The 24844-nt window shown below is 39.7% G+C and carries 17 protein-coding genes, 2 tRNA genes and 1 pseudogene; 10 read left to right on the top strand and 10 right to left on the bottom strand.

Annotated elements, in window-relative coordinates; genetic code table 11:
- Position 1 precedes the first annotated feature (1 nt).
- From GVK91_RS04935 to GVK91_RS04925, 3 genes and pseudogenes are all read left to right on the top strand, one after another.
- Positions 2-2158: a hypothetical protein gene (locus tag GVK91_RS04935; RefSeq protein ID WP_159727287.1), complete on the top strand. Its 2157-nt coding sequence runs from the start codon at positions 2-4 to the stop codon at positions 2156-2158.
- Positions 2159-2205: 47 nt separating this feature from the next.
- Positions 2206-2394, top strand: a pseudogene (locus GVK91_RS04930) (glycoside hydrolase family 88 protein); the annotation flags it as partial.
- Between the two features lie 429 nt (positions 2395-2823).
- A complete protein-coding gene (locus tag GVK91_RS04925; RefSeq protein WP_159727285.1) occupies positions 2824-3861 on the top strand; it encodes a GntR family transcriptional regulator in 1038 nt (345 codons plus the stop codon).
- Positions 3862-4058: 197 nt separating this feature from the next.
- On the opposite strand, the gene GVK91_RS04920 is transcribed toward GVK91_RS04925, so the two are convergent.
- From GVK91_RS04920 to panC, 9 genes are all read right to left on the bottom strand, one after another.
- Positions 4059-4631: a DUF4136 domain-containing protein gene (locus tag GVK91_RS04920; RefSeq protein ID WP_153844222.1), complete on the bottom strand. Its 573-nt coding sequence runs from the start codon at positions 4629-4631 to the stop codon at positions 4059-4061.
- Between the two features lie 284 nt (positions 4632-4915).
- Positions 4916-6559 carry an NAD+ synthase gene (locus GVK91_RS04915; protein WP_159727283.1) on the bottom strand — a complete coding sequence of 548 codons (1644 nt, stop codon included), beginning with the start codon at positions 6557-6559 and terminating at the stop codon, positions 4916-4918.
- A gap of 914 nt (positions 6560-7473) precedes the next feature.
- On the bottom strand, positions 7474-8067 hold the full coding sequence (locus tag GVK91_RS04910) for an FKBP-type peptidyl-prolyl cis-trans isomerase (RefSeq protein WP_120334972.1): 594 nt from the start codon (positions 8065-8067) through the stop codon (positions 7474-7476).
- Between the two features lie 201 nt (positions 8068-8268).
- Positions 8269-8955, bottom strand: a complete 687-nt coding sequence (locus tag GVK91_RS04905) for an FKBP-type peptidyl-prolyl cis-trans isomerase (protein ID WP_159727281.1) — start codon at positions 8953-8955, stop codon at positions 8269-8271.
- Between the two features lie 75 nt (positions 8956-9030).
- On the bottom strand, positions 9031-9498 hold the full coding sequence (locus GVK91_RS04900; RefSeq protein WP_159727279.1) for a DUF255 domain-containing protein: 468 nt from the start codon (positions 9496-9498) through the stop codon (positions 9031-9033).
- A 14-nt stretch (positions 9499-9512) separates the two neighbouring features.
- A complete protein-coding gene (locus GVK91_RS04895) occupies positions 9513-11849 on the bottom strand; it encodes a TonB-dependent receptor (protein WP_159727277.1) in 2337 nt (778 codons plus the stop codon).
- Positions 11850-12210: 361 nt separating this feature from the next.
- The gene (locus GVK91_RS04890; RefSeq protein ID WP_088163055.1) at positions 12211-12573 is read right to left on the bottom strand and encodes a hypothetical protein; all 363 of its coding nucleotides are present in this window, start codon (positions 12571-12573) and stop codon (positions 12211-12213) included.
- A gap of 120 nt (positions 12574-12693) precedes the next feature.
- Positions 12694-13044: an aspartate 1-decarboxylase gene (gene panD, locus GVK91_RS04885; RefSeq protein WP_088163054.1), complete on the bottom strand. Its 351-nt coding sequence runs from the start codon at positions 13042-13044 to the stop codon at positions 12694-12696.
- Positions 13045-13088: 44 nt separating this feature from the next.
- Entirely contained in the window at positions 13089-13949 is an 861-nt protein-coding gene (gene panC / locus GVK91_RS04880; RefSeq protein WP_153845741.1) for a pantoate--beta-alanine ligase, read from the bottom strand.
- 148 nt (positions 13950-14097) lie between these two features.
- On the opposite strand from panC, the gene GVK91_RS04875 reads away from it, so the two are divergent.
- From GVK91_RS04875 to uvrC, 4 genes are all read left to right on the top strand, one after another.
- Complete coding sequence (locus GVK91_RS04875; RefSeq protein WP_070570107.1) at positions 14098-14916, top strand: glycogen/starch synthase; 819 nt, start codon at positions 14098-14100, stop codon at positions 14914-14916.
- A 321-nt stretch (positions 14917-15237) separates the two neighbouring features.
- Positions 15238-15717, top strand: coding sequence for a 2-C-methyl-D-erythritol 2,4-cyclodiphosphate synthase (gene ispF / locus GVK91_RS04870; RefSeq protein ID WP_070570337.1), 480 nt, complete (start codon positions 15238-15240; stop codon positions 15715-15717).
- A gap of 240 nt (positions 15718-15957) precedes the next feature.
- On the top strand, positions 15958-18228 hold the full coding sequence (locus GVK91_RS04865) for a transglycosylase domain-containing protein (protein WP_153845740.1): 2271 nt from the start codon (positions 15958-15960) through the stop codon (positions 18226-18228).
- A 93-nt stretch (positions 18229-18321) separates the two neighbouring features.
- Positions 18322-20121 (top strand): excinuclease ABC subunit UvrC, encoded by a 1800-nt coding sequence (gene uvrC / locus GVK91_RS04860; RefSeq protein ID WP_153845739.1) that lies wholly within the window; start codon positions 18322-18324, stop codon positions 20119-20121.
- Positions 20122-20197: 76 nt separating this feature from the next.
- Here uvrC and era read toward each other — a convergent pair whose 3' ends face one another.
- Positions 20198-21076 (bottom strand): GTPase Era, encoded by an 879-nt coding sequence (era, locus tag GVK91_RS04855; RefSeq protein WP_070570335.1) that lies wholly within the window; start codon positions 21074-21076, stop codon positions 20198-20200.
- Positions 21077-21191: 115 nt separating this feature from the next.
- On the opposite strand from era, the gene GVK91_RS04850 reads away from it, so the two are divergent.
- The 3 genes from GVK91_RS04850 to GVK91_RS04840 all read left to right on the top strand — a co-directional run bounded on the left by GVK91_RS04850 (position 21192) and on the right by GVK91_RS04840 (position 24832).
- Positions 21192-21264 (top strand) — tRNA-Met (locus GVK91_RS04850).
- Between the two features lie 55 nt (positions 21265-21319).
- Positions 21320-21392: transfer RNA gene (locus GVK91_RS04845), tRNA-Met, on the top strand.
- A gap of 350 nt (positions 21393-21742) precedes the next feature.
- Positions 21743-24832, top strand: a complete 3090-nt coding sequence (locus GVK91_RS04840; protein WP_159727275.1) for a TonB-dependent receptor — start codon at positions 21743-21745, stop codon at positions 24830-24832.
- Positions 24833-24844 lie beyond the last annotated feature (12 nt).

The raw sequence follows: 24844 nt of genomic DNA, 5'->3' as shown, positions 1-24844 counted from the left end.
GATGAAAAAGAAGTTTAGTATTATTTTCACTTTCCTTGTAAGTGTTCTAGGTCCTATGTTGGTCCTAGCTCAACAAGGAACCAAAATTAATCGGGAAAATGTCGTTAAAAGGCACAATGTCTCCAATCATACCATGGATACATTAGCTTCGCTCACAGTCGGTAATGGTACCTTTGCCTATACGGTCGATGCTACAGGAATGCAGTCTTTTCCCATTTATTATAAAAATGGGGTTTCCTTGGGAACACAGTCAGAGTGGGGATGGGATTCCTTCCCCAATACAAAGAACTATAAATTCGAAGAAACATTAAAATCCTACGACTTTAACAACGAAGGGCGGAACGCGCAATATAGTATCCAATTGAAAGAACCGGAACGCAATGCAGAAGCTGTAAACTATTTTAGGGAAAATAAACACCGTCTGCAATTGGGTAATGTGGGCTTGGAACTTTATTTGAAAAACGGGCAACGGGCAACTGCACAGCATATCCAGGCTATTCGACAGGAGCTGAACCTTTGGACGGGTATTATCACAAGTGAATTTCAAATTGAAGGAGAACCTGTTTCTGTAAAAACCACATCGTATCAAAGCTGTGACCGCGTTGCAGTACATATCGCTTCGCCATTGATTGCACAGCAAAGGCTGAAAATATTTGTACACTATCCTTACCCAAGCGGAAAATTTTTGGATGAAGGTACCAACTATGATCAGGTGAATGATCATAAAACAACGATCGTAGCTCAATCTGCAAATGTTGCAGTGATAAATCATCAGTTGCAGGGAGCCAGTTACTTTACACAATTGGATTACTCACAGGGAACTTTAAAAAATACGGCTTCACACTATTTTGTGTACCAACCAGCTCCTGAGGTCAAAGAGTTTGATTTTTCATTTGCATTTGCGCCCACAAACAACTTTGATAAGAAGAGGATCCAGTATATGGATGCAGCAGGTGAAAGTGCAAGGTCCTGGAAGCATTTTTGGGAAAGTGGTGCTGCGGTTGACTTTGCAGGTAGCACAGATCCAAGAGCCAATGAGTTGGAACGAAGAGTTGTACTCTCTCAATATCTGACAAAAGTACAATGCGGAGGAAGTAATCCACCCCAAGAAACAGGTCTTACTTTTAATAGTTGGTATGGAAAGCCACATACGGAAATGCATTGGTGGCATGCTGTGCATTTTGCATTATGGGGACGTCCTGAAATTATGGAAAAAACATTGGATTATTATTTTAGAACCTTTGAAAAAGCGAGAGAACTCGCAAAACGACAGGGCTATCAAGGGGTTAGATGGATCAAAATGTCCGATAACGAAGGGAATGAAAGCCCCTCATCTGTAGCTGCATTTTTAGTTTGGCAACAGCCACATATTATCTATATGACCGAATTGGCCTATCGGGACAAAAAGGATCTCGCTGTCTTAAAAAAATATAAGGATCTCGTATTTGCCACAGCTGATTTCATGGCCGACTTTGCACATTATGATCAGGCAACGGGTCGTTATAATGTAGGCAAGGGAGTTATTCCTGCACAAGAAGTTTTCAAGGCTTCCGAGACGATGAACCCGACGTATGAGGTCGCCTATTGGGATTGGGCACTTCGCATAGCGCAACAATGGAAGGAGCGTCTGGGAGAACCAAGAGTGACCAAATGGGATCAAGTTATTGAAAAACTGGCCCCCTTACCAAGTAAGGACAACGTCTACTTGGCCACTGAAACTGCTCCCGATTCTTATACGTACGATCGTTGGATGACGGACCATCCCGGGGTACTCGGTGCATTAGGGATGGTTCCTGAATCACCGAAGCTAAATAAAGCGGTGATGAAAAACACACTGGATGTCGTTTGGGAGAAATGGCATTGGGAAAAGACTTGGGGCTGGGATTTTCCCATGACGGCGATGAATGCTGCTCGTCTGAATCTTCCCAATAAAGCGCTGGATGCATTATTTATGAATGTCCAAACCAATACCTATCTCAAAAATGGACATAATTATCAAGATGGACGCCTGCGGATCTATTTACCAGGCAATGGTGGGGTGCTCACGACCGTAGCGATGATGCTTGAAGGGTGGGACGCTTCCAACAGTGATTTACCAGGGTTCCCAAAAGATGGCTCATGGGTTATAAAAAAAGAAGGATTTAAAAAAATGCCCTAATATGATGAAGAAAATAATATTACTATTGCTTTTGGGTAGAAAAGGGATGGAACGCAATTTCTAAAGAATCACTGCAACCGAACGGATTTTTGGGATATGTGCAATCGACAGGAAAAGAGCCCAAAGATGGCCAGCCTGTTACTGTTGATAAAGTTTCAGATTTTGAAGATTATGGGCTTGGTTGCTTCCTCCTGGCTGGAACTGAAATATATAAACTTGTAGAAAGCTCTATGTAATGTTGGATTTGATGAGTTGATTGAAAACATGAAATAAAAACAAAGGCGCATTTCAATTTGAATTGCGCCTTTGTTATTCAGATGCTTGTTGCTGACTAATATGCAGAATTGTTCTTTAAGCAACGTAATCAGTATTTGTGCAATATTTAAATATACACCTTCATCCTACACAGAAGAGGAACATTAAATTGAACTGTCCATTGAAAAATAACATACAGTGCAGGATGATGAAATCGGACACATTTTATAGTATTGTAATAACCAATATAGCTTATTACGTTGGAGAACGAATCCGTGAAAATGATGCTAAGGCGACAGGTCCTTTTATTATGAGATGCATAGAGGCTGAGTTTTGAAAAGCGAGTTTTAAGTGTTTTTTTAAAATATTTATAAACAAATCGTTAATTTTATAATTAATAAAATCTAACAATGACCAATTCCGTAAATCAATTTTTAAAAACTTTAGAAATTAGCGATTTTTCTGCCACACCTAAGTATTTGCAATTGGCAAATACGATTATCGATGCTGTTAAAAATGAGACATTGGTCAGAGATGATATGCTCCCTTCTATTAATGAGCTGAGTGCATATTTGGAAATATCACGTGACACTGTCGAAAAAGCGTACCGTTATCTTAAGAAAAATGAAATTATAGCATCTAACCCTGGAAAGGGGTATTATGTAAACAAAACGGATGTCGAGTCCAAACTTAAGATAGCACTCTTTCTAAACAAACTAAGTGCCCATAAAAAAATAGTATACGATTCCTTTGCAAAAGAGCTGAGTGATTATGCCAACCTGGATCTATTTGTATACAATTCAGATCTATCGTATCTGAATACATTGTTGGGAAGCTTAACGAAAACATATGACCACTATGTTCTATTCCCCCATTTTAAAGAGGGAAGGGACAAAGCGCCAGATATCATCCGTAAGATTCCGGCAGAGAAACTCATGTTATTGGGTAAATTCATCGAAGATGTGCCCGGAGATTTTCCTGCAGTCTATGAAAATTACGAACATGATATTTATTCCGCATTGGAGGAAGCTAATGAAGTGTTGAGTAAGTACAAAAACTTAAAACTTGTATTTCCTGATTATAGTGATTTTCCAAAAGCCATTATCAAGGGGTTTTATAAGTTTTGCCAGCAATATGCATTTGAACACGAGCTCGTATCCGATATTGATGAAGAGAAAGTAGCGAAAGGAACATGTTACATCAATATTATCGAAGATGATCTGGTAAAATTGTTGAACAAGGTTATTCAGAAAAAACTCATTATAGGAAAAGATGTTGGTATCATATCCTATAATGAAACTCCATTGAAAAAGTTTATCCTGAATGGTATTACAACAATATCAACTGACTTTGAAATGATGGGAAGAATGGCTGCTGAGTTGATTATCAATAAATCTAAAGATCGGGTTGAAGTGCCTTTCTACTTAAAACTAAGACCTTCTGTTTAATTCTAATGCGCTCCTATGTCAAGGTACAGATGATCATGAAGCGGATTAGTTCTTTATGTTTCCGCAGGCGAGCGGGCGGTAGTGAATGGAAAAGACGATTCTTTTACTCGAGGAACAGGCTAATAGAAAAAGCAAAAGGCTGATCTACTTAAATAAATCAGCCTTTTGCTTGTGTATGTTGCTTTTGAAAACTTCGTTTATTTCTTTATTGTTTTTACAGGGAACAAGTCAATAACACCTTTTGCAACCTTGCTGATGTTATTAATTGCTTTTTCTGGATTGTCAACATCGCCAGAACCACGTGCCTGCCAGATCACTGCGTTTGTTTTACGATCGATGGCTTCGATAATCAAATGGCCATAACGATAGCGTTCTTTTGCAACTGGGTAATAACCGCCGCCATAGTAATATGGTGAAAACCATGGGCGGTACCAGCCCCAGGGGCCACCCCAGCCGTAATAACCGCCGCCACCATAGACCAAACGGCTTTTATTGTTGACAATGGTAATATACCGAAATAGTAAATCAGGATTATCTTTAGAATATTGTAGGCCCTTTGCCTCCAACGCAGTATTCGCGGCATCCAAAATATTGGCTTTGGCGATATCGTTGTCAAAATAAGACTTCGAAAGCGAGTCTACCGGAGGTAACCAAGCATACGTCTTGAAAGGAGTGAAATCCATCTTTTCTACCCGAGTGGTATTGTATTGATAAGACGAACATGATGCGAGTGCAACGCAAAGCACCAAAAATAATAGAATCTTTTTCATCGTAGTAATTTATTTATCAACTGTGATGAATCTACCATGAGTTTTTTGTCGCCGCATTGGACAACCACACTCATGATGGTTCATGGCCTATATGGAACTTATATTTATTTAACTAATTTGTTCTTATTCTTTATCCGCATACCTTTCAATTGTAAAAATAGTACAGTTGACGGTCTTCATGGCAATTGTTTTTTTACCGTCCGGGATGCTACCATCCTTTTTGATTTTACAATCTATTACTTTAGACAAAAAACTATAAATATGGTTTAATCCGAATTGTAAAATTAATAGGGATATTTTGCCACCAACGGAATCTGCCTTCCTGGACCAAAAGCTTTTGGACTAATACGCAGGATAGGCGGAGCTTGAAAACGTTTGAATTCCGCATTATTGACCAATTTACATACCCTTTCTACTAACGATTTTTCAAAGCCCATTGCTACAACCTCAGATCCCGCTTTCTCATTTTCGATAAGTTCAAAGAGGATTTGATCCAATAGATCGTATTCCGGTAGAGAGTCCGAATCTTTTTGATCTGGTCGAAGTTCCGCAGAAGGCGCTTTTTCAATGGTATTGACTGGAATGATCTCCCTTTCTCGATTGATATAGCGTGCTAAATCGTAGGCTTTGGATTTATAAACATCACCGATTACAGAGATGGAACCTGCCATATCACCATAGAGTGTACCATATCCTACAGCAGCCTCACTTTTGTTGGATGTATTGAGTAAAATATTGCCGAATTTATTGGAAGCAGCCATCAGAATTACCGCACGTGCGCGCGCTTGAATATTCTCTTCAGTCGTATCTGGCTGCAGCCCTTCAAAAAGGGGAGCTAAACTATGTTCGAAGGCATTGGCGATATCTTTGATCGGAACAATATAATGTTTGCAACCGGTATTGTTGACGAGATCCATCGCATCTTTTATCGAATGGTCGGAAGAGTAAACCGATGGCATCAGAATAGCTAATACATTATCGGCACCCAGAGCCTCGCAGGCCAAAGCAGCAACTAAGGCCGAATCTAGCCCACCGGACAGACCTAAAACCGCCTTCTTGAAACCAGATTTTTGAAAATAATCACGTAGCCCGAGGATCAATGCATCATGTATAAGAGCCATCTCAGCTATAGACTCTTTCGAAGAAGCTGTGGTGGAGGTGATATTTTGTTGATAATAGGTGACAAATTGAAGATCTTCTTCAAAGCTTTTTAGTTCAGCAATTTTTGTTCCTTCATTATTCAGGGCGATTGAGCGGCCGTCAAAGATAATATCCATGTGAGCGCCAATTTGATTGACATAAATTAGCGGTCTGCCAGACTTTGTTACCTGTTGGCTGAGAACCTTGATCCGTTCATCAAAATGGGTATAGGAAAAAGGGGATGCCGCAATGTTGATGAGGAGGTCTGGATTTTCTTTTCTCAGCTCTGCCATGGGGTCACCAACATAAGAATTGCCCCCTTCGTCATCATCCCACAAATCTTCACATATGGTTAAGGCAATTTTTACGCCGTTCAACTCGATACAATCAAAACGTCTGCTGGGCTCAAAATAACGATATTCATCAAATACATCATAATCGGGCAAAAGGCCTTTTTTAACAATGTTTCGGACTGCCCCATGCTCAATAAATACAGCGGTATTATAAAGCTCTTTGCCCTCAGGATCACTATTTTTGACGGGTGCTCCGATGATACAGGCGATATCCTGACAATGAGCAGCGATTTGATGAATAGCTTCATCACATTGATGTTTAAAGGCCTTACTTCGCAAAAGATCCTTGGCAGGATAACCACCAATCGCGAGTTCGGCAAAAATAATAAGATCGGCTGTTGCTTCTTTGGCCTGTTGGATCGCGCTAATTATTTTTTTAGTATTTGCTTCAAAATTACCGATATGGTAATTCAATTGTGCTAAAGCTATTTTCATATGCTATTAATCGTCTAACTAAATAAGATACCAATTGATGTCGGATCTTCTCACAAATTTATTTCTTTTTTTTGATACTCAGCCCGCACTTATGCGAATAAAAGCGCTAAATTATCTTCCGACCAACTGATGGATATCTATTACCAACTTCGGCCTGTAAGTAGAGTGAAAGCATAGTTGGTCCATGTTGAGTCCACCTTTTGAGCTGCTATCGTTGTATATGCATGTTTTTTACAACTCGGGACGATATTGAATCGTGCTAAATTGTTTTAACATAATTTTAACAACGTTAAATGCTGTTAAATTTCTTGACATGAAAGCAGATCTGTAGTACCTTTGATATATCAAAAGAAACGAAAGATATTAAAAATAATATATAAAGAACTTTTCATAATTTAGGTTAATAATTGGTTAGGTAAAGCTCGGAGTTCCCCACTTCGAGCTTTTATTTTTTCTAGAAACCTGTTTCAAGTCGTGTTTCAATTTCCTTCTTTTTTTAATTTAAAGTGTTGTTTATGGATCATACTATTGCCGCACAACAGAGATTTTTTTGTTACGTAAGTATAGCTCCTTCCCTTTTTTCTCTTTTATTTTTTTGCGGGGAATTAGGATCTGATTGTGATCAAATTAACTCTTTCGACAGTACTTGTTCAGTGATCGCTCAGTGTAGACTGAATAACCAGTGACTGATCACTGTTTAAGAATTGATTGAAAATTGTTATTAGGTATAAGTAGATATTAAAATATATCAGTTTTAAGATCTATCTTACTTTTAAGTTTTTGGATAATTTTGCAAACATTAAAACTATCGTCCAATAAATACACTAATCGTTGAAAACCTCATTGAACTAAAAAGCTCCTAAAATGACATCATTTTAGGAGCTTTTATGCTTTATTGCTTCAAGGAGCGATAATTATTTGATATCCGTTACTTCAATTACAAAATCCAATGGCGAGTTTGCAGGAATAGTTCCCACAGCCTGGTTTTGGTATCCATAAAGGGAAGGTGCCATGATATGAATTTTACTGCCCTTTTGTAGACCTTTTTCCGTTAAACCACCTAATTTCATGTCACCGATTTTTTGCGGAGCAAATGCGAAGGTCCAAGCTGGAATAATGGTGCTGTAAAATGGATATTGATACCCCGTGTTTGTGATGATTTCAAATTCTTTGGCAGTATCAGTTTGATCAAATACACTTCCACTCAATAATTTTCCAACGTATTTTACAGTCGGTTTAAATTTTAAGTATTTGCCATTTAATGTGTCAACCACTTTATACTCATAGTTCCCTGTTCCTTCGGCAAGAATTTCATACCAAATTCCCGTTTCGCTGTTGTATTGTGCAGCAGGGTAATTTTGGCTGACGTAATTTTTAAGTGTTACAGAATCCGTCTTAAATTGTGCGTTCGCATCATAAACCGGAGCATCGTCGCTTTTGTTACAGCTGATAATAAGGAAAGCGATTGCTGCAATTCCCATGAATAGTGGTGATAACAGTTTTTTCATTATATTTTTTATTGGTTTTTCAAGGAAAAGCTATTTTCTTTGTGAAGTAGCTTTGCAAATGTATATTATTTTTTCTTCGTTAAAAGTTTTCGCTATAACAATTAACATTTTGATACATTAATTTACACTTCTGAACGTGTACTTACAAAAAAGCCATTCTCACTAGGAGAACGGCTTCGATGAATGCATTGTTTTTATTTCTTAGTTGGAACCCGTTGAGATAGCAGTAATCTCTATTGTATATGCAACAGGTGTATTTTTCGGTACTGCTATTTTTTCGCTACCATCTTTAAATTCTTTTTCGTCAAACCCTAGGTAGGAAGGTGCTACGAAACGAATTTTAGATCCTTTAACTAACCCTGATGTTGTTAATCCATTGAATTTCAATTCGCGACCATCTTGGCTAATAACTTTTGGGATAAATGCATAATACCACGCGCCACCATATTTGTTAATCGCAGGGCTTAAGTTGCTGTAATTAGACGGTGTGCCTTCTTTACTTTGGTCGAATACAGTCCCATTCAATAGTTGTCCTTTGAAATTGATTGTTACCGAAGGGGATGTTATCACATAGCCTCCATTCCCAAGTTGAGCCTTATAAGTGTAAGATGTTTTATCTCCAGGATTCAGAACTTGATAAATAATCTTCGTCGAATCGTCTACAACGTAATTAGCTTGACCAGCATCATCCTTGAAGTTTTGTTTAGCATATTCTAATAATAAAGGTGCCTGATCTTTGTATAAAGAATCTTGTCTTGCCTTTTCCTTTTTTATGGCTTCTTGTTGTTGTCTTATTAATTCATCATAATCGATATTATCTTTATTACAAGCCGTAAAAAGAACCCCCAGACACAAAAACGCCATTAATAATTTCGTGATATTTTTCATAATTTCTTAAAGTGTGTATTAATTATAAAATCCAAAACGCAGGAATAATGGAGTTCGCTACAAGTAAATGTTAAATTATTCTAAAAAAACAGCTAACTCATTTGAGTTCAGGTATTTTTGTCGTATACTTTTTAGACGAAATTCGCTATCAAAACGTAGGAGAGTTGGGAAGATCATTTTTCTTCCTTTTAGCAATTGCAAAGCTAAAGGATGGTATTGTCCTGTTTTCTTTCTTTTGCTTAAGGGCCTCCATATACTTTGGTCAAAAGCAATGTCTTGGATAGATTCTGCATCTAAATGAACGGCATAGTAACGCTTGTTGATTAATTGGACAATCTCCTTTTTTGTAAAGATTTCCTGTTCCATTTTCCGGCAATAGCTGCACCAATCCGTATGAATAAAGAGGAGCGTTTCGCGCGGTGAAACAGTCAGGAGTGAATCCAGTTGTGCAAAATCAATCCAATTTATCCGCTCCTGTCCATGAGAACTGAGCGGATAAAAGAATAGGATCAATAGCACATATATTTTTTGGAAATGCTTCATATCCCAAATCCATGTTAATGAAAATGACCAACACGAAGGCCAAATGTATAAGTTCGGGGGCGTGTTGGACCATAGATATAATCTGAATCACGTAGCGCTCCCTTGTCGAAGTCCTTCTGAAAAGCATTGAACATGTTTTGTACACCACCAAAAATTTCAATGCTGAAATCTTTATGTATTGGAAAGGTGTACCCTAAGCGGAGATTTAATTCCACAAAGTCCCGGGCATTTTTAAGGGTCATTACATCTTGTTGAATATGTGGAACAATCATTTTTCCAGTGTACACGCCCGTCAGATCGATCGCAAATTGTTTGGTCGCTTTCAGGTTGCTATTCATATAACCATAGATATTTGGCGTACGGACATATTTCTTGGTGAGGATGTCCTGCCCGTCTTCTTTTCCTGTATAGATGAGTTGGTCTTTCTTATAGCGAGAACGCTGGATCGTCCCACCAGTTTGGAAAGAAAACCAGGAGGATGGCGCAATATTGATTTCAATATTGGAACCATACACCCGGGCTCCTTCACCATTTTGCATTTCCTGGATAATCAATCCATCTTTTTCAGACGCCATGACGTTGACAAACTGATTGTTTAGATCCGTGTAAAATCCTTCCACGAGCAAACTTGTCTGTACATTTCCAAAATTTTTATTGTAGCTAAAAGAGCCTGTATAGGCATTGGAGTATTCTGTTTTCAGATTTTCACCGATCAATACAAATACTTGGTTTCCGCCAATGGAAGTGACGTGCATGTCCTCATTAAATGCTTGTGGTGCACGGAAACCCCGTGCATAGCCTCCTCTAAATTGAAGATCTTTTGTGATATCGTATAATATTGTCAATCTGGGGCTGAAAGTACCAAAACGCTGATCTGAGTTTCGGTTTATACCTGCGAGACTATATTTGCCGTCAACATAGGTGTAATCATATCGCGCTCCGATTAACGTTTTAAAATTGCTTAAAGGCTTCCATTCGTATTGGGCATAACTCCCTAGTCCTTTGTTCTGCTGATCAATGGTTCGTTTATACCCTGGTATTTCATCCTGGGTATTGTTGTATGAAAACTCCACTCCGGCAGTAAATACATCTCTTTCAAAGCTGTAGGTATATTGTCCCCCGGCAACTAGCGCGATATCATTTGTTTTTCCATAGGCATTTGCGGCTAATGTGCTGTCCGCAAGGGTTGTTCCACCTCCAAGACCGCCATAGTAACTGTCGCGAACAGTTTTCTGCACAGAGCCATACAACGACATTTTTTGCTTATAATCTGTGGAATAGTGATCGTACGTGATTCCGCCAACAAGCGAACTGGTTTCCAACTGCTCGGTGATTTGCGTCAGGTGCGGTACTTTATCGAGTTGATCACCACCGCGGCGGAACTCATTCACGGTGCTAAAATCAACCGTTATCTTATCCAGGTCACTCGGTTTGTAAAATAGTTTTGTGCCGAACGTGGTGTTACGAAGTTTGGTTATTTCCGAAAAACCATCGCCATTTGCATCGTAAGCTTCCCGATTACGGTGCATACCGTAGAATGTGGCTCCTCTTTTGAGGTCTTCCGAAACGGTAGAGGTATTAAAATCCACTGTATTATCCCAGCTTTTGCCGCCAATGAGTGAATTGGTGGATTTTACCTGCCAGTCGTTTTCTACAGGATCTTTTGTAATAATATTGATTGTTCCGGCGATCGCATTGGCACCAAATAATGCCGAACCACCACTGCGCACAACCTCAATACGATCGATCATACTCGTTGGAATCTGATCCAATCCGTATACGCTATTTAATGCGGAAAATACCGCCCTACTGTTTATCAATATTTGTGAATAGGGGCCCTCGAGGCCATTCAGGCGGACTTGTGAAAAGCCGCAATTCTGGCAATTGTTTTCTACCCGTACACCCGGCTGATAATTCAATGTTTCCGACATGGCAACAGATTGTGTCGCATTAAATAATTTTGGACCGATGACATTGACAACCACGGGGGCGTCCTTCCGTTTGACGCCATAGCGTGTAGCCGAAACAACAACCTCATCCAAATTGAGGTTGTCTTCTTCCAGTTGAATTTGCAAAGGCGACTTCAACGTGTCTAAAGAGATGACTTTGCTGAAGGAGCGATAGCCCACTGCCGATATATTTAAGGTTACTTTTTGCGTTGGTATTGCAGACAGCTTAAAGTACCCATTTGGATCAGATGTAGTTGCGAGCTTGCTGTTTTTTAAAGTCAGTGTACCAGAAGGAACCGCCTCATGGTTTTTGTTAAATAAGTAGCCTTCAAGTTTTGATTGGGCGTATATAGTGGATGTACCAGCCAGTAATGTGGCCAATAAAGTGTATTGCTTTAGCATCGTAATTTTATAAAAATTTTATAAATACAGGCCTCGTATAGCATGATCTGTTCCTGGTTATGAACCGCGTTCAAGGCATTGCGTCTTATCGGAAGCAGGGTAATAGCTTGTTTCCGACAAGGTAATGTATGCCAATGAGCTCACTGAAACCATAATGACAGTATTCAGCGAAGGTTTTCGCTATTGTAACAGGGACAATTCTCAAAGAAGAGGCAAATAAAAATGGGATCAAAGCGGTATTTCATGCTGTCGTTCTGGAGCCAAGCGATTTAGCACATGCGTAATGTCTTACTTGTTTGCGCCAAGTTCGTTTGATCGTTATGGAACTAGCGACAGGCCTTCGAAATCTTTGATTTTTGGTTTATGCTAAGCTGGGGGGACCACGTAAGTGGTAATGATCGATCGTTGTGCTGATCGCCTCCGGACAAAATGAATTATAATGTTCTTCTTTTACTTCACGCGGAAGAGGAAGTTCAAGGACGGTAAATTCAGTTTGTACGTAGGTATTGTGATAGATGACATTGAGGTATTCGATTTGGTCATCTGTTTCTTGCGGCTTTTGTTTTTTGGTAAAATCATAAGGGTGGGTGTGCATGACAATTTCACCGGTTGATTTTACCTCTTTGTGCATAAAAACAACACCCGAAATAATAATCAGCGACATTAATACCAATTGGCAAAATGCGATAAGCTGACGTGGGGATTTTGTTGTTTTTCGGTACATAAAAAAGCGCTACTTTTTAGGGTAACGCTTCAAAAATACGATTTTATTTTGTGAGTATTCGTGATCTACCCATTAAATAAATATGAAATAGCTATATACTAAGCTTACAGTGCTTCCTGATTATTTAATCAGATGATTGTTGTCGTCTGGGAATACAACGGAAGGTTTGAACTGCTTAGCTTCTTCAAAGTCCATGGTTGCGTAGGAAATGATGATAACAATATCGCCTACTTGAACCAAGCGTGCCGCAGCACCATTCAAACAGATAATACCTGATCCACGTTGACCTGGGATGACGTATGTTTCAAGACGGGCTCCATTATTGTTGTTTACGATTTGAACTTTCTCGTTAGCGATGATATTTGCGGCATCCATCAAATCTTCATCTATTGTGATACTACCCACATAATTCAATTCCGCTTGTGTAACTTTAACGCGGTGAATCTTGGATTTCATTACTTCTATTACCATGGCGCAAAGGTAGGGCTTTCTGCTGAATTTGAAAGATTTGTCAATTAATTTGACAAATTATTCAGAATCATATTATCAATCAAACGGACACCTTCGACCCAGGCCGTGACAAGTGCGACATGCTGCTTGCTGAAATCGATGTGATCGACTTCTTTTAACGTTGAACTTTCACATAGCGCAAAGTATTCAACGCTAAGCCCATCGGTGTCTGTTAAAATCTGTAAGGCTTTGTCTTTTATTTCCGCTAGCGGGATAGCGTCATGTATATGATCTTTGACATATTGCAGGGAACGGGAGAGTGCCAAAGCCGTTCTTTTTCCAGCTTCACTTAAGCGCGCGTTTCTAGAGCTCAGTGCTAGGCCGTCTTGATCCCTAATGATAGGACATATCGCCAATTGAATCGCGAGATCCTTCATGGCTATCATGCGTTTGATAACCATGACCTGCTGAAAATCTTTCTGCCCGAAACAAGCAATATCCGGTTGTACCAATGTAAATAATTTATAGACGACCTGGGTGACACCTTGGAAATGGCCAGGGCGTTTTTCACCTTCCCAAATTTGGTCCAGTTCGCCAAGATCGAGATGCCAGACCTCATTTTTATCGGGGTACATCTCATCAACGCTTGGTAAGAAAAGGATGTCGCAATCGACGGATTCCAGTAATCTGATATCGTTTTCGATGGGGCGTGGATATTTTTCGAGATCTTTCGGATCGTTAAATTGTGTGGGGTTAACAAAAATGCTGCAAACACGAATATCACTAATTGGTTTTGCGTAATTTAATAAGGATAAATGTCCTTCATGTAAAGCGCCCATCGTAGGGATTAGGGCGATTTTTTGACCTGTTGATCGGGCTTCTTGCAGGTATGCTTGGAGAGATGCTTTCGTTTTGAAAATTTCCACTTTGCTATTTAGTTTTTTGTTGGCAAAGGTGCATAATATTTTGGGAATATAAAACGATGATTAATAGTAAATTGCATAGTAAGTATTTTTTTCGTACCTTTGTAGACCGATTTTACTGTTCGAAAATAATAAATAAAAATAACTGGAGATGGCAAAAACGAAGATATTGTTTATTACTCACGAGATGTCGCCTTTCCTCGAATTAACTAAAATTTCTGAAATTACACGTCAACTTCCGCAAGCGATGCAAGAAAAGGGTTTTGAGATCCGGATCTTAATGCCGCGTTTTGGGAATATCAATGAGCGTAGAAATAGATTACATGAGGTTATTCGTCTTTCAGGCTTGAACATTGTTGTGGATAATAATGATAATCCGCTAATTATTAAAGTTGCTTCATTACCTGCGGCCCGTATGCAGGTGTATTTCTTGGATAATGAAGACTACTTTCAGCGTAAAAAAGTTTTTAGTGATGAGCATGGCGAATTCTTTGCAGACAATAATGAGCGTTCAGTGTTCTTCTGTAAAGGAGCGTTGGAAACTGTGAAGAAATTAGGATGGTCCCCTGATGTAGTACACTGTCATGGATGGTTCTCTGCTTTGGTACCGGCTTACGTGAAGACAACTTATAAAGACGATCCTACATTCAAGGATGCAAAAGTGATGTACTCTTTATTCAATGAAGAATTTAAAGGTACATTAGGTACAAAGTATGCTGAAATGGCGCCAGAAGGTTCCTTTAAAGCAGCGGATGCGCAGGTGTACGGTGATGGTAGTTATGAGGCTATCTATAAAGGTGCTTTGCATTTTACCGATATGGTGGTTGTCGCTGACGAAAATGTCAACACTGAAATAGTTGATTTTGCTCGATCAAAAGATATTCAGGTTTTTGAGCCTAATGGCGATCAGGACTACGATGCTTTTGGAGAAGTGTATGATCAGTTTGCGCCCGAAGAAGTAGAAGCGTAAGCTTTACTTGTCGAAGCGTTTCGAAAAACAAACAGACAATAATATAAAAAAGGCTATTCTCAAGGATAGCCTTTTTTTATGCGTCTTTTTTTTCCTCCGGTCGAACCGTTATTTCAATGATTTTCGTTGCGCTACCTGCTAGAAACCTTTTGTCGCGGTAAATGTAGCTGCGAATTGTTATCTTCGCAGTAATCTGTCATTGTTTTTAGATATCCATACCAGGGGATCTCCGCGAAGATAAATCGGGTGTGATCTATACCTCATAGGTTAGGTTATCAAATAGCATACATTGGCTTTATTTTATTGTATATAATTCGTGTAATGAAAATTAAGGTAGGATTTGGATTTGATGTCCATCAGATGAAAGAAGGTCATCCATTTATTGTAGGTGGAGTGCAATTGGAGCATCATGCTGGCGCCTTTGGGCATTCTGATGCCGATGTGTTGGTCCATGCGATATGTGATGCCATTTTGGGGGCCGCCAATTTAGAAGATATTGGCTACCACTTTCCAAATACAGATATGCGCTGGAAAGGCATTAGCAGTTTATTGTTGTTAAAAGAATGTATGGCGCTGATTGCTGCGAAGGGATATACGCTTGGCAATATTGATGCGATGCTGTGTCTGGAAGCTCCTAAGATCAAACCCTATATCCCACAAATGAAAGTTAAACTGGCTGAAGCAACGGGTTTGGATATCGACGACATCTCTATTAAAGCAACAACAAATGAAACGATGGGATTTATCGGTCGTCAGGAAGGGGTGGTTGCCTATGCGGTTTGTTTGATTGAACGCGCATAGTTCGCCTCAATATTTTCACGTTTAAATTCTTGCTTTTGGCCCAATTAGTAATACCTTTGCCAAAGTAGGGATTCTTGGCACACTATCTGATAGAGTGAGCATTAATGTCTTAATTGAAGTCTTTAAAGATCAAAATAATGCAGTATCCAAGTTTGCAAAACAGAACTGTGGACGGAAAAATGGGCTATGCAATGCGGTCTTTAAAATGAATAATATTTACGTCTGAAATTTAGTAAATAGATGAAACGAGTATCAAAAAAAAATCAACTTACTGAGGCTGATGTCAAGCGGTATACGTTCAATTTTTGGAAAATTATCGTCGGGATCGTCGCGATAGGTTTCCTTTTTATATTGAGTATACGTCTTGGCGTATTTGGAAAATTACCCTCCTTCAGTGATTTGGAAAACCCCAAAAGTAATTTAGCTTCCGAAGTTATCACGGAAGATCATAAGGTATTGGGAACCTATTATGTCCAAAACCGCTCCAACGTAAAGTATAGTGAATTGTCACCTTATTTGGTCAAAGCATTGGTTTCGACAGAGGATAAACGCTTTTATGATCACTCTGGGATTGACTACTCACGTACATTTACAGTTATCTTTCACACCCTGACCGGTAACAAACAGGGGGGAAGTACAATTACACAGCAGCTGGCACTTAATCTATTTTCGGATGGACGGCAAAAGAATTTTCTAAAGCGTGTCATCCAGAAATTTCAGGAATGGATTACAGCTGTTCGCTTGGAAAGAAATTATACCAAAGATGAGATTATTACTATGTATTTTAACACGGTAGATTTTGGTGCTTACAATACATACGGAATCAAATCCGCTGCGCGGACTTATTTCAATACGACTCCGGATAAACTGACAGCTGACCAAGCAGCCCTTTTGGTGGGGATGCTTAAAGGCCCAGGAGCATATTCTCCTGTGCGGTATCCAGAAAAATCACGTACTCGCCGTAATACGGTGTTGAACAATATGGTTGCCGCAAATTTTATTTCGGCTGAGGAGGCTACAAAAGCGAAAGAAAAACCACTTGGTTTAGAACTTAAGATCGCAAATTACGGTGAGGGTTTGGCGCCATATTTTAGAGCGGTATTAAAGGATGAAATCAAAAAGGAATTTGCAAAATTGTCCATCACCAAACCAGATGGCACACCTTATGACCTCGATCGTGATGGATTGAAAATCTATACGACGATCAATATGTCTATGCAGCAATATGCAGAGGATTCGCAAAAAGAGTGGATGAAGCAACTGCAGTCTAAATTTGCTGCGCAATGGAAAAATAGGGATGCTTTTAAAGGGGATAAAGCCAAGTTGCTCATTAGTGGAATGAAGCGCTCTGACCGTTACCGTATTTTGAAAGAAGAGGGCTTGAATGAAGATGAGATCAAAAAGGCCTTCAATGTAAAGGTTCCGATGAATATATTTACATGGAAGGGAAGTGTTGATACGATGATGACGCCAATGGACTCCATAAAGTACAATAAACTCATGTTGCGCAATGCGATGATGTCTATGGAACCGAAGACCGGACATATCAAAGCTTGGGTTGGAGGTATTGACTTTGACCACTTCAAATATGATCAGGTAAAAATGGGTACGCGTCAAGTCGGATCAACGGCGAAACCATTTACGTACGCTGTGGCGATTGACAATGGTTATTCACCATGTTACAGTATTCCCAATTACCAACAAACTTATAACGGATGGACACCAAGAGGAAATGCACAAGGTGGGAACCCAATTACCTTAGCGAAAGCATTGGCTTATTCGCAAAACTATGCGACGGCCTATCTGGTGCACGAAGTTGGCGCTGCGGAAGTAGCTGCATTGACAAAACGGATGGGTATAACAAGTGATGTGCCCAATTATCCTTCGATCTCATTAGGGGCTTATGAAGCGTCCGTCTTTGATATGGTAGGTGCTTATTCGGCATTTGTGAATCAAGGAACTTGGATTGAGCCAACAGCGATCCTACGTATTGAAGATAAAAATGGTACACCAATCTATGATAAAGCACCAAAGGTCGTAAAAGCCTTAAATAGTGAATCGGCTTATATTATTGTTGATATGTTGAAAAAGGTGGTATCCCAAGGTACGGCAAGACGTATTCAATGGATGTATAAGCTCACAAATCCAATTGGCGGTAAAACAGGTACAACCAACGATAACTCAGATGCCTGGTTTATTGGTATTACACCAGAACTGGTTACGGGTGTTTGGACTGGTGCAGAAGATCGAGGCATTAGTTTCGACAGGATGGAGTACGGACAAGGGGCAGCAGCAGCAATGCCAGTATTCGCTTACTACATGCAGAAAGTGTATAAAGATTCAAATTTGAAGTATACCAAAGGTGATTTTGAGCAACCTCAGGGTGGGCTTACCCGTGTCATTGACTGTAATCAGTATTGGGGCGGTGGTGGCTCTGATGTCGAAGATGGGTCTACGGATTCAAGCGGCAAAGATGCGACTAAACTAAAAGATGATCGCTTAGGTTTCTAAGTTATTTTAACGAATACCATTGGGCCAGACAATAAATTTTTTCGAGATTTGTTGTCTGGCTTTTTTGCTGACGGTGTTTGATATTGGAATATAATGGACGTATTTGACTATAGAGAAGAATTAAAGAAGATACCGCATCGACCGGGAGTCTATCAGTATTTTGATAAAAATAACGAACTGATCTATATCGGTAAAGCGAAGGATTTGCGTAATCGGGTCGGCTCGTATTTCGTTAACGAAAATCAGCTGAATGGCAAAACCCGTGTTTTGGTTCGGAAGATCAACCGTATATCTTTTACTATCGTTGACACGGAGATTGATGCTTGGTTGCTTGAGAATTCATTGATCAAAAAACACAAGCCCAAGTATAATGTTCTGTTGAAGGATGATAAAACCTATCCCTGGATTGTCATCAAGAACGAACCTTTTCCGCGGGTTTTTTGGACCAGGCAATATATTAAGGATGGGTCCCGTTATTATGGCCCCTATCCTTCCGTGGGGATGATGCATATTGTATTGGATCTGATTCGTGAATTGTTTCCCCTCCGGACCTGCAATTTGGCCCTAACACAGGAAAATATACGGAAAGGGAAGTTTAAGATCTGTCTCGAATATCAAATTGGAAATTGTAAGGGGCCCTGTGAAGGGTATCAGTCCGAAGACGATTACGATCAGAACCTGAGTGATATCAAAGATATTCTGAACGGAAAGATTGCTGTAGTGACCAATCGTTTAAAGGAGAGTATTGCTACCGCCGCAGCAGCTCTGGATTTTGAAAGAGCGCAGTTAATTAAGGCGAAGCTGGATAAGCTGGACAATTACCAGAGCAAGTCTACAGTGGTCAACTCATCCATTACAAATGTGGATGTATTTAGTATTGCTTCAGATGAGGGCTACGCTTTTGTCAATTACCTGAAAGTCATGAATGGTGTTATTATTCAGACACAGACGCTCGAAATGAAGCGGCGTTTGGATGAGAGTGAACAGGAGCTTTTGGCCTTGGCCATACCGGAGATTCGGGAACGCTTCAAAAGCCTTTCGCGGGAAATTATTGTACCCTTTGAATTAGATATTGAAGAGAACGAACGGATTCGATTTACGATTCCGAAGCTGGGCGAAAAGAAAAAATTGCTGGAGCTTTCCCAAAAGAACGTGGCATTTTTTAGAAAAGAGCGCCTGTTGCAATATGAAAAGCTTAATCCTGATATTCGGACCGAGCGCATCTTAAAACAGATGCAAAAAGATCTTCGCATGAATGTGCTGCCACAGCATATTGAATGTTTTGATAACTCGAATATTCAGGGGAATTATCCCGTATCGGCTATTGTTGTCTTTAAGGATGCAAAACCTTCGAAGAAAGATTACCGCCACTTTAATGTGAAAACAGTTGAGGGGCCCAACGATTTTGCTACGATGGAGGAAGCTGTTTTTAGACGCTATAGGCGATTATTGGATGAAGACCAGCCTTTGCCGCAATTGATTATTATCGATGGCGGAAAAGGGCAGCTAGGCGCAGCCTTAAAGAGTTTGCGCTTGTTGGGGATAGAGCGAAAAGTAACCGTCATCGGTATTGCCAAAAGGCTGGAGGAGCTTTTCTATCCAGGTGATCAATATCCACTTTATTTAGATAAGAAATCTGAAACCCTCAAGATCATTCAACATCTTCGGGATGAGGCACACCGCTTCGGAATCACCTTCCACAGGAATCAACGGAGCCGGAAAACCTTCGTTTCAGAGCTGGAAAATGTTCCGGGTATAGGTAAAACAACAGTTGAAAAAGTATTAACTGAATTTAAATCGGTGAAAAAAGCGAAGGAAGCCTCAGATGAAGAACTAAAAAAAGTGCTTAATCTGAAACAGATTAAAGCACTTCGTGAATATTTTGCAAAGTAAAAATTTACAAGAAAAACAGTTCTTACAGGGGAGGTCAGTATAAAAAGATCTCCCCTGTACGAATGTTCAATGCGAATTAATCGTCGTAACCGAAACGTTTAAGGTAGTTCTTTTTACTTCTCCAGTCAGGAATTACCTTAACAAAAAGCTCGAGGAATACTTTTCCGTCAATAAACTCTTCAATATCCTGGCGCGCATAGGTGCCGACTTTTTTGATCATGGCTCCCGCTTTTCCAATGATAATATTTTTTTGAGAGTCGCGCTCAACAATAATTTCGGCAGCAATACGTGTGATATTTGCTTCTTCTTTGTAAGATGTAACAATTACTTCTGTACTGTAAGGAATCTCTTTATCGTATAGTTTGAATACTTTTTCACGAATCATCTCAGAGACAAAAAAACGCATGGATTTATCCGTTAACTCATCCTTTTCATAATAGGCTTCGTGAATCGGTAACTTGTCCTTAATGTAGTGCATCACGGCAGCAACATTATGATTTAATTTTGCTGAAATCGCAAAAACGGTATCTGGATTTAATTTTTCCTGCCAAAATTCAATCTTAGCCTTGACCTCTTCTTCCGAAGATTTATCAATTTTGTTGATAAGCACAGCAACAGGGGAATTTGTTTTACGCAATTTCTCCAGGACATCGTTCTCATCGTATTTTTCGTGGATATCTGTCACAAATAAAATAATGTCTGCATCGATCAACGATCCTTGGACAAAATTCATCATCGATTCTTGCAAAGAATAGTTTGGTTTGATAACACCAGGAGTGTCCGAAAACACAATTTGATGGTCTTCATCGTTTACAATACCGATAATGCGGTGTCTTGTCGTTTGCGCTTTGGGTGTAATGATAGACATTTTTTCACCCACTAAAGCGTTCATTAGGGTGGACTTACCAGCATTTGGCTTTCCGATGATACTTACGAATCCTGCTTTATGTGACATTTTTCTAAATTTTATTAGGATTACAAAGAAACAAAATATATCTTTGTACTCCAATTCGGAAGGATCATAATCTTGTTTTTTCAAAAGAAAAAAGCAATTTTGTTCAAAAATATATTGCGGGGTGGAGCAGTTGGTAGCTCGTCGGGCTCATAACCCGAAGGTCACTAGTTCGAGTCTGGTCCCCGCTACTAAAGAAAGAGCCGATTGCAATGATCGGTTCTTTTAAAGAAACTTAAAATACATTGCGGGGTGGAGCAGTTGGTAGCTCGTCGGGCTCATAACCCGAAGGTCACTAGTTCGAGTCTGGTCCCCGCTACTAAAAGAAAAAAGCCGAGGTGAATATCTTGGCTTTTTTTGTGTCCTAATTTACGCTATAATACCGCCTGTTTTTCAGGATCATCTTTTTTCCTACTCTTATAAATTTCTCTTTATCGATTGTCGTGAGGTTGTTAAAAAACTGTCTTTTGCTGTTATTTAATCGTTCTACTTTTTTGATATTGGATTGCTCTGTAAAATGTGTGTTTATGCAATCGTTTGTTTAATTGGCGCAATCGATTTCGTTGCTACTAAATTTTGATATGCTGTCATCATCCTTTAGTTTTAGCATTCATGTACCTAAATTTTGATTAGCAAGCTAATCAATTTTTAAACTAACTATTAAATATTATGATTTCAAAGATTCTCGACAATCACAAGTTGAGTCTGTTATCATTAGCTTTACTCATTACAAGTACACACAACTCGGCTAATGCTAATGGTCTTACGTTTCCAAACAACAATATTTTGTTGAATGACGCGGTTTATCAACAAAAAGTGAATGGAAAAGTGCAGTCTACAGACGGCCCATTGGCTGGAGCAACCATTAGCGTTAAGGGGAGCGGTAAATCGACATCCGCAGGAGCAGATGGACGTTTTACAATAGATGCTAAAAATGGTGATGTACTGGTCGTTACAAGTGTTGGTTATAAAGCACAAGAAGTGACCGTGACAGGACCGGTTGTTAACATCAATCTGGAGTCCAATAGTGAGGCACTCCAGGAAGTTGTCATTGTCGGTTATGGCACACAACAGAAAAAAGAGAGTTTGACTGGAGCCCTTCAGGCGGTAAAAGGAAACAAATTACGTGATGTCACTACGCCATCGGTTGAAAACATGCTGAATGGTAAAGCTGCCGGGGTATATGTTGCACCAGGAGCCGGTAAACCAGGGTCAAATGGTGGTGTTGTGATTCGTGGTCAGGCAACATTAAGTGGTACGACGAGCCCATTGTGGGTCATTGACGGTGTTATTGTTGGCTCAAGCCCAGGTGATATCAATCCGGACGACATTGAGTCATTAACCATCCTAAAAGATGCTGCTTCAACGTCAATTTATGGTTCTCAAGGCGCGAATGGTGTTGTTGTCGTTACAACAAAAAATCCTTCTGCATCCAAAACAAGCATTAGCTTCTCTACAAAAATGGGTATCAACCAACTTTCCAATGGGCACATGGAAATGATGGATGGAGCTGAACTGTATGATTATTTTGCCTCTTTTTCTAACCCAGGTGACATCAAATTTCCACGCTGGAATTCTGAATTACGTAATAGCAATTTTGACTGGTGGAAGCTGGCCACAAAAACCGGATTTGTTCAAAACCACAATCTATCCATTCAGGGTGGTAATGAAAAATTACAATCTTACTTGTCTTTAGGTTATTACAACGAAGCCGGTGCTGTAAAGGGGTATGATTACGACCGTTATAATTTTAGATTACGTACTAACTACAAACCTTTTGACTGGTTGACAATCAAACCGTCTATTGCTGGATCGAGACGTGCAGTAGATGATCGCCAATATGATGTCAATGCCATGTATGGAAACCTGCCTTGGGATAGTCCTTACGATGCAAATGGAAGTTTAGTGCCACATCGTTACAGCGGCTGGGTCAACAATGCAAGTACAAATTACTTATATGATCTGCAATGGAATCATAGTGCCAATACCAATTATGAATTTATGGGTAATTTGGATTTTGATATCAAATTAACGGATTGGTTGACTTTCTCTTCTGTGAATAATTATCGTTACAATAGTTATTCCGATAGCGGGTATCAAGATCCACGATCAAACAGTGGCGAAAGTGTAATTGGACGTGTGACAGATTATCGTATGGAATTTGCCCGTCGATATACCAACCAGATTTTACGTTTTAACAAGACTTGGGATAAACATAGCCTGAATGGATTGGCTGCATACGAATTTAACGACTATTGGACAAAAACCTTAGATGCTTATGGGACGGGGATTGTAAATGGTTTCGAGGTATTGGATGTTGTTGCAAAACCAGAGCGAACCAGAGGCGGAATTTCCGAATGGGCAGTACAGTCATTGTTGTCTAATGTAAACTATGCATACGATAATAAATATTTGGCACAGGTATCGTTCCGTCGTGATGGAGCATCCAATTTTGGTACCAATGCAAAATATGGAAACTTCTTTTCAGTTAGTGGTGGTTGGAATATCAATAAGGAAGAGTGGTTCAAGGCTGATTGGGTAGATAATTTAAAACTGAGAGCGGCTTACGGATCGGTAGGTAATAGACCAAGTTCATTATATCCACAATATAGTCTTTACTCTGTGTCTGCATCATCAAGTTATAATGGTATACCAGGGGCATTAATTAGCCAAATCGGTAATAAAGATCTGACTTGGGAAAAAACCTATACAACCGGTTTTGGGGTGGATGCAGCCTTGTTTAAGAATAGATTGCGATTCAATGTTGATTATTATGACAAGAAGACCGATAATGTACTTTATCAAGTGCCGATCAGCGGTCTGACCGGTGTCACTTCTATCTGGAAAAATATTGGTAAGATGCAAAACCGGGGGATTGAATTGACCATCGGTGGCGACATCGTTCGAAATGACAATGTACATTGGAGCTTGGATGTTAATTTGAGTCACAATGTGAATAAATTGACCGAGCTATTTGCGACAAAAGATGCCAATGGTAATCTTGTTTCAAAACCAATTATCGCAGGTGACGGATCAGGTATCGCTGGATCGGCGCAACGTCTGCTTCAACCTGGTCTTCCGGTAGATACCTATTATTTAAAAGAATGGGCTGGTGTTAACGTAGATAATGGTTTGCCAATGTGGTATCGATACGAGACAGATGCCAATGGCAATGAAACGAGGACAACGACGTCGAACTATTCCAATGCAACTTTCCGTAATGCAGGAAAAGGAAATGCTGATCTGTTTGGAGGTTTCAGTACAGCTTTAAGTTATAAGCAGTTTGACCTGAATGCGGTGTTCGGTTTCTCCTTGGGTGGTAAATTATATAATTATTCGCGTCAGGAATTTGATTCGGATGGAACCTATACCGATCGTAACCAGATGAAGTTACAGGATGGTTGGAGCCGTTGGGAAAAACCTGGTGATGTTGCCACTCACCCGATTGCAAGATACGACAACCAAGATAAAGGTAATTCACCTTCAACACGCTTTTTAGAGAGCAACAATTTCTTGAAAATGAGATCGCTGACCTTAGGGTACAACTTTGATCTAAAGAAATACAATATCAAAAATTTACGTGTATTCTTAGCTGGAGAGAATTTGTTTACGATTACAAACTACTCGGGTGTTGATCCGGAACTTCCATTGACTGAGCCAGATGGCAAAGGCGGGGGCGGTCAAATGATTCGATCTACCGGAGTTTCTGTCTATCCTATGGTTCGCAAATACATGTTCGGCGCAAGCGTAACATTTTAATTTTAACGTTTA

Source organism: Sphingobacterium sp. 18053, assembly GCF_902706145.1.
Lineage (GTDB): Bacteria > Bacteroidota > Bacteroidia > Sphingobacteriales > Sphingobacteriaceae > Sphingobacterium > Sphingobacterium paramultivorum.
Note: the sequence above shows the minus strand (reverse complement) of the source record. Positions and strands in the feature narration are given on the sequence as shown.

Excerpts from the sequence above, each read along its gene's own strand:
- GVK91_RS04865 (WP_153845740.1), top strand. The coding sequence starts at position 15,958 with ATGAAACGAGTATCAAAAAAAAATCAACTTACTGAGGCTGATGTCAAG.
- GVK91_RS04840 (WP_159727275.1), top strand. The coding sequence starts at position 21,743 with ATGATTTCAAAGATTCTCGACAATCACAAGTTGAGTCTGTTATCATTA.
- GVK91_RS04910 (WP_120334972.1), bottom strand. The coding sequence starts at position 8,067 with ATGAAAAAACTGTTATCACCACTATTCATGGGAATTGCAGCAATCGCT.
- GVK91_RS04915 (WP_159727283.1), bottom strand. The coding sequence starts at position 6,559 with ATGAAAATAGCTTTAGCACAATTGAATTACCATATCGGTAATTTTGAA.
- GVK91_RS04905 (WP_159727281.1), bottom strand. The coding sequence starts at position 8,955 with ATGAAAAATATCACGAAATTATTAATGGCGTTTTTGTGTCTGGGGGTT.
- GVK91_RS04925 (WP_159727285.1), top strand. The coding sequence starts at position 2,824 with ATGACCAATTCCGTAAATCAATTTTTAAAAACTTTAGAAATTAGCGAT.
- GVK91_RS04890 (WP_088163055.1), bottom strand. The coding sequence starts at position 12,573 with ATGTACCGAAAAACAACAAAATCCCCACGTCAGCTTATCGCATTTTGC.
- GVK91_RS04895 (WP_159727277.1), bottom strand. The coding sequence starts at position 11,849 with ATGCTAAAGCAATACACTTTATTGGCCACATTACTGGCTGGTACATCC.
- GVK91_RS04900 (WP_159727279.1), bottom strand. The coding sequence starts at position 9,498 with ATGAAGCATTTCCAAAAAATATATGTGCTATTGATCCTATTCTTTTAT.
- era (WP_070570335.1), bottom strand. The coding sequence starts at position 21,076 with ATGTCACATAAAGCAGGATTCGTAAGTATCATCGGAAAGCCAAATGCT.
- panD (WP_088163054.1), bottom strand. The coding sequence starts at position 13,044 with ATGGTAATAGAAGTAATGAAATCCAAGATTCACCGCGTTAAAGTTACA.
- GVK91_RS04920 (WP_153844222.1), bottom strand. The coding sequence starts at position 4,631 with ATGAAAAAGATTCTATTATTTTTGGTGCTTTGCGTTGCACTCGCATCA.
- GVK91_RS04875 (WP_070570107.1), top strand. The coding sequence starts at position 14,098 with ATGGCAAAAACGAAGATATTGTTTATTACTCACGAGATGTCGCCTTTC.
- GVK91_RS04935 (WP_159727287.1), top strand. The coding sequence starts at position 2 with ATGAAAAAGAAGTTTAGTATTATTTTCACTTTCCTTGTAAGTGTTCTA.
- ispF (WP_070570337.1), top strand. The coding sequence starts at position 15,238 with ATGAAAATTAAGGTAGGATTTGGATTTGATGTCCATCAGATGAAAGAA.
- uvrC (WP_153845739.1), top strand. The coding sequence starts at position 18,322 with ATGGACGTATTTGACTATAGAGAAGAATTAAAGAAGATACCGCATCGA.